Genomic DNA, 5917 nt, shown 5'->3' with positions numbered 1-5917 from the left:
GCGGAGCGCGTGGATCAACATCATCGCTTCCTTGTAGCTGCTCGGCCACGTCCGCATGAGCGCCGCAGACGAAGTGATCAGTGCCTTCAGCCTGGCGTCGGGGACGGTCAGCAGCACACTGCATTATGACTCCACTGGGACAGGAAGACAAGCATCCCAGCGATCATCTCGGCAAACGATGTTTACCGATGACGCGATTTCTCATGTACCGTTGCTGCTCAACGGGACACCACGAGGTGTCCCTGGCGATGCAGAGGAGAAGTCATGCGTGTGCACCTGTACGCGGCCGGTGAGCGCGATGCCGTCACGCATCCGGACATCCCACCCACGACCCACCTGGCGGAGCTCGTGACCGTAGGCGCTGACGAGCGCGCCTACCGGGTGGGGGACGACGCGGAACTCGACATCGCGCTGACCATCGAGGACCTGTTCGGCGCGGAGCCCGCGCATGTGCTGGTCCACCCGTGCCGGGTGATCACGGTCACCGTGTCCCACACCGGTACGGAAAGGAAGATCGAGGCCCTCCCGTCGACACGGGTCTCGAGGGTGCGCGAGGAAGCGATCCGGGCATTCAGGTTGGGCCGTGCGGAGTCAGCCGACCTCACGCTTCGGCTGCCTGGCTCCCCAGAGGACCTGCCGACGAGCAGCCCGATCGGAGCGTTCGTCCCGAAGGGCAAATGCGGTCTGATTCTCGATCTCGTGCCCATCGTCCGGCCCCAGGGGTGACCGCACAGGATGACCCTGGCGTCGACCCATGCCGAACGCGACTCGAACGCGATCTCGCGTCGAGCCAGTTCGAGAACGGGGTCGACGCCGGTTCCTGGCGGCTCGTCGCGCTGGACTGGCCTTACCTGACGGTTGCCATTACCGCGGGTGATGGACGAGAAGTTGGCATGCGGCTCCTGGTCGATGGCTATCCGGGCATGGCCCCGGCAGGCCAGCCATGGGATCTCGACAGGGACGCCCCGCTGCCGCCCGAGCGGTGGCCTACAGGCGGGTCAGCACCAACGATTTTCCGCCTCGACTGGTCCGCCGGGAACGCCAACGCGCCCTACATGGCCTGCGATCGCGTCGGCCTTGCTGGCCATCCCGACTGGCCCGCCCGGCACCCTGATCGCGTCTGGACCCCCCGCCGAAGCATCAACTTCTATCTGGAGCAGGTGTACCACGAACTCCGATCCGCCATCGTCCCCTAGTTCTTCTCGGACACCGGACCCCGTGGCCTCGAGACAGCCTGGCCTGACGATGACCACGGCGATGTTCACCACCTTGATTGCCGAACTGGCCCACCGCAGCGGCGGGCGCCGCGAATCCGGCGCGTTCCTCCTCGCGACCGCCACCGACGATGCCGCCGACTCTGGCTGGGTCGACGTCACCGCCATCGCCTACTACGACGACCTTGATCCGGGCAGCCTCACGGGTGGAATTACCTTCCATTCCAGCGGCTACACCGCGCTGAGCGCGCTCTGTAGGCGCGATCGAGTCCGAGTCGTCGGCGACATCCACACCCATCCGCACCGTTGGGTCGGTCAAAGCTCAATCGATGCGGCCAACCCCATGTCGGCGCTGCCTGGTCACATCGCCTTCATCGCTCCCCGCTTTGCGCAGGGCGACGTCCAAGTCAACGATCTGGGCGTTCACGTGCACACGGGCTCATGCGAGTGGCGGTCGTACTACACCGAGGACGTCCACACCATATTGCGGATCACAGGCCGCACAAAGTTCCTGCGCGTCCGCCAGTGGCTCCGCGGATTCATGCGTCGAGCCCGACCCCGATTCGTCCACGAGAAGGCACTATGACTCAACCGCTCCGCGCTGACGAGGTCCATCGCACGGCGCTGCTCTGGCTCCACGACGAATCCCAGGCGACCATCGAGGATGCGCTCGCCGCCCATGCCGCGACCGGAGTCCTTGTCTGCGCCGGCACGCAGGCATGCACCGAACCGGCCGGACAGGCCGCTCTCCTCACCGCGGTGCTCACCGGTGTGCGCGCGTTCGGCCGGGTTCACGTTGTCCTCGCCGATCCCAACTCGCCAATCTCCGCAAGGGTCGAGCGCGACCTGACCCTCGCCGAGGTGATCAAACGTGAAGGCGCGGAACTGGCACCGAGCGCCGACCTCGCGGTCGGTGAGTCCTGGCCCGCTGTCCTCATCGGCGCCGACAGTGCAATGCCGGCTTCCACCATCCGACGCCCTGTCCTCCGGGTCTCCTGGAGTGGCTGGGTCGCTCGTGTAGCGCCCGCTATGCCGAACGACCAGACCTGCACCGACGGTTGTGTCCTGGCCGCGATCGCCGCCGGGGCCATCGGGATCAGCGAGGCCTTCGCCGCCGTCCGCGCAGCACCCGGCAACGACGGCGGCTTCCGACCCGTCACGCTGAACCTATGGAATTCTGATGCCCCCGCAGACGACCATGGCCCAGCCCTCGCCCACGCGCCGCACGCCTGGTGGCTGGTTGGACTCGGCCACCTAGGCCAGGCATACGCCTGGGTGATCAGCTGGCTGCCGTACGCCGACCCGTCGAGCATCGACATAGTCCTGCAGGACACCGATCGCACCGTGCCGGCCAACCACAGCACCGGTGTCCTCACCCCTCGGGCATCTGACGGCGTCCGGAAGACGAGGCTGATCGACGCGGCACTGACAAGGGCCGGATTTGAGCCCCGGATGATCGAGCGGCGCCTCGACGGCCACCTCCGCGCCGACGCCACCGAGGCACACGTCGCACTTCTCGGCGTCGACAATCTTCCCACGCGACTACTCATCTCCAGCGTCGACTGGCATCTCGCTATCGACGCCGGCCTCGGCGCCACCCCGGCAGACTTCTCTTCGATGCTCCTGCGCCGGTTCCCCGGCGCTCAGACCAGCGACCAAATCGAAGCGTGGCGTTCCCGCCCGACAGCGATCACCGTCCCCACCGGCCGGGCCTTCAGCGATCTCTTGCGCCACCGTGACAAATGTGGCGTTATCGAACTCGCGGGCAAGGCTGTCGGCGTCCCGTTCGTCGGAGTCGTCGCGGCATGCCTAGCGATCGCCGAAGCGTGCCGCGGACTGCACGGCGGCGCGGCCCTCGACGTGCTGACTTACGACCTGACGACGACAGATCTACGCTTCGCTGCCGCTGCGGACCCGGTGGTGGCAATATCCGCCCCGCTCCGCAACCAACATTAGGGAGAGGCTGCGCCGAAATCCGGTGATTTCTCCGCGTCGAACTCTGCCCTGGGAGCCTGCACGCTCACTCAGCAGCCGGCCGATACCCGCCAGGGCAGAGATTTCCCGAGGCATGACAGCACCCCCGGCCGGACATTCTGTCAGTCAGTCTCCCGTGAAGTGGCGACCTCGTAGAAGGCGTCCGCGAGAGCAAGGATGACGCCGTTGATCCCAGGGCCATCGCTGAAGAAGTAGTCGGCCATGGTGTTGTGGGCTTCCTGGTTGTCGAGGACGGCCTCGGTTACGATGGCTTTGAAGTCGTCGGAGTCCATGAACTGCTTCTTCGAGTTGACCTGGGTCTGCCTGACGAGGTCGGGGTGGGCGAGGAGTTGCTGGACCAGGCCGTTGACGAACTCGCGGATCTGGGACTCGGTGAAGGACTCGGCGCCGAAGAGGTCGTTCATCTTGTCGATAACGACCTGGAGCGCGACGTACTTGGGCTCCTTGCGGGTGCCGGTTCCTGCAGCGCTGATTCCCTTGAGCTCCCCGTCGCCGGTCAGCGAGATGTCGACGGCGATCCGCTTCTCGTGCTTGACCCCGACCAGGACGACATCGGAGAGGTCGACCTCGGCGGCCCACGAGGAGTCGGCGATGACCTTCTCCAGGAGGCGCAGGAAGATGGAGAGCATCTCCATGTGCGGGTCGCCGTAGTCGACGATCTGGCTCATGAAGTCGTAGAGCCGGACGTAGGTGGAGACGTCCTGGCGGAACAGGTCGAGGGTGCTGAGCGTGACCTTGTCATCGGCCTCGATCGCGGCGGCGTAGCGGCGCGCGAACTCGTGCTTCGCCGGAGCGATCGCGGCCGAGAGCGCGTTGTTGCCCTTCCGCTTCACCCACAACTCGGCGACGTCCCGCACCTGGTCGGCGGTGTAGATTCCAGCCTGGGCGAGCTTGGCGGCGAGGTGGGCGACGACGTACGGGTCGGTCTCGGTCTCCAGGGTCGCGTTGGTGAAGTACGGCTCGAACGCGGCCCGGATGTCGTCGGGCTTGTTCACGAAGTCGAGGACGAATGTCTTGCGCTTGATCTCCCCGCCCGCGGTGCGGTGGGTGCGGTTGAGCCGTGAGAGCGTCTGCACGGCGGTGACCCCGGAGAGCTTCTTGTCGACGTACATCGCCGAGAGCAGCGGCTGGTCGAAGCCGGTCTGGAACTTGTTGGCGACCAGCATGATCTTGTACGTCTCGCCCTTGAACGCCGCGGCCAGATCCGAGCCGGCGCCGGGGTTGAGGTTGGTCTCGGTGAACTCGACGTCCGTCGACGGCGCCGGCCCCCACTCCGAGATCCACTCCTCGTTCTCGCCCATCGTCACCGACCCGGAGAAGGCGACCAGGGTGCGGTAGTTGTACGATGCATCCTCCGCGGCCCGGCGAGCGATGTAGGCGTCGATCGCCTTCTTGTACTTCACCGCGGCCTTGCGCGAGTCGGTGACGACCATCGCCTTCGCCCTGCCCTCCAGCAGGTGGGCGACGTTGGCGTGGAAGTGCTCGACGATGATCTGGACCTTCTGGCCGATGTTGGTCGGGTGCAGCTTCACCCACCGCATCAGCCCCTTGCGCGCGGCGCCTTCCTCGACTTCGCTGTCGGCGGTGGCCTTGCCGGCGATCTTCAGCGCGGTGTCGTACGACTGGTAGCCACGCAGTACGTCGAGGATGTACCCCTCCTCGATCGCCTGCCGCATCGAGTACTGGTGGAACTCGACCGGCTTCCCGTCCGGCCCCTTCCGCCCGAACATCTCCAGCGTCTTGGCCTTCGGGGTCGCGGTGAACGCGAAGTAGGAGATGTTCGGCGAGTCGGCCCGCTCGCTCATCCGTGCCGCCAGGATCGACTCCAAGGCGACCTCGCCGCCGTCCTCGAGGTCCTTGACCTCCTCGGCGGTGAGCACGGCCTTCAGCTGGGAGGAGATCCTGCCGGACTGCGACGAGTGCGCCTCGTCGGCGATGACGGCGAACTCCTTGCCCTTCAGCCCCTTGTCCGCCTGGATCTCGTCCATCGCGAACGGGAACGTCTGCACCGTCACCGCGATGATCAGCTCGCCGTTCTTGAGCGCGACGGCCAGCAGCCCGGACTTCGACTTCGCGCCAGCCTTGCGGACGTCCTCCGGGCTGATCGTGGCCACGATCTTGCCGGACCCGTCGATCTGCCGGATCGCCTCCTGGAGCTGCCCGTCGAGCACCGTCCGGTCCACGACCACGATGACCGAGTCGAAGACCTTCTCGTCGTTCACGTGCAGCCGCGCCAGCCGGTGCGCGGTCCAGGCGATCGTGTTCGTCTTCCCCGACCCGGCCGAGTGCTCGATCAGGTACCTGTGGCCGACGCCCTCCTCGCGCACGGCGTCGACGATGTTCGTCACGGCCTCCCACTGGTGGAACCGCGGGAAGAGCATGCTGGTGCGCCGCACCGACGTCCCCGTCGCGACGTCCCACTCCTCCCTGGTCTCCACGATCATCAGCCGCCCGATGATGTTGAGCCAGGCGTCCTTCCCCCAGACCCGCTCCCACAGGTACGCCGTCGCCGACCGACCCTCGGCACCAGGCGGGTTCCCCGCCCCGCCGTCGTGGCCGATGTTGAACGGCAGGAAGTGCGTCTTCTCGCCCTCCAACCTGGTCGTCATCGCCGCCAGGTCGTTGGAGACCGCGAAGTGCACCAGCGCCCGATGCCCGAACGACAGCAACGGCTCCGGCCGGCCGTTCGTGACCGGACGCCGGTCCTT

5 protein-coding genes are annotated in these 5917 nt (G+C 66.5%); 4 read left to right on the top strand and 1 reads right to left on the bottom strand.

Features of this window, described 5'->3' with window-relative positions; translation table 11 throughout:
- Positions 1-264: 264 nt before the first annotated feature.
- The 4 genes from U9980_RS20060 (at position 265) to U9980_RS20045 (ending at position 3170) form a co-directional block, all read left to right on the top strand.
- Positions 265-726, top strand: a complete 462-nt coding sequence (locus tag U9980_RS20060) for a hypothetical protein (protein WP_322769326.1) — start codon at positions 265-267, stop codon at positions 724-726.
- Between the two features lie 167 nt (positions 727-893).
- Positions 894-1196 (top strand): hypothetical protein, encoded by a 303-nt coding sequence (locus tag U9980_RS20055; RefSeq protein WP_322769325.1) that lies wholly within the window; start codon positions 894-896, stop codon positions 1194-1196.
- Positions 1197-1257: 61 nt separating this feature from the next.
- The gene (locus tag U9980_RS20050) at positions 1258-1800 is read left to right on the top strand and encodes a hypothetical protein (RefSeq protein WP_322769324.1); all 543 of its coding nucleotides are present in this window, start codon (positions 1258-1260) and stop codon (positions 1798-1800) included.
- Entirely contained in the window at positions 1797-3170 is a 1374-nt protein-coding gene (locus U9980_RS20045) for a hypothetical protein (protein WP_322769323.1), read from the top strand. Before U9980_RS20050 ends, U9980_RS20045 begins: the two co-directional genes overlap by 4 nt.
- A 140-nt stretch (positions 3171-3310) precedes the next feature.
- On the opposite strand, the gene U9980_RS20040 is transcribed toward U9980_RS20045, so the two are convergent.
- Positions 3311-5917: type I restriction endonuclease subunit R (locus tag U9980_RS20040; protein WP_322769322.1), on the bottom strand; the 2607-nt coding region annotated here is incomplete at its 5' end.

It is taken from the genome of Protofrankia sp. Cr1, from assembly GCF_963555865.1.
Classification (GTDB): Bacteria; Actinomycetota; Actinomycetes; order Frankiales; family Frankiaceae; genus Protofrankia.
Note: the sequence above shows the minus strand (reverse complement) of the source record. Positions and strands in the feature narration are given on the sequence as shown.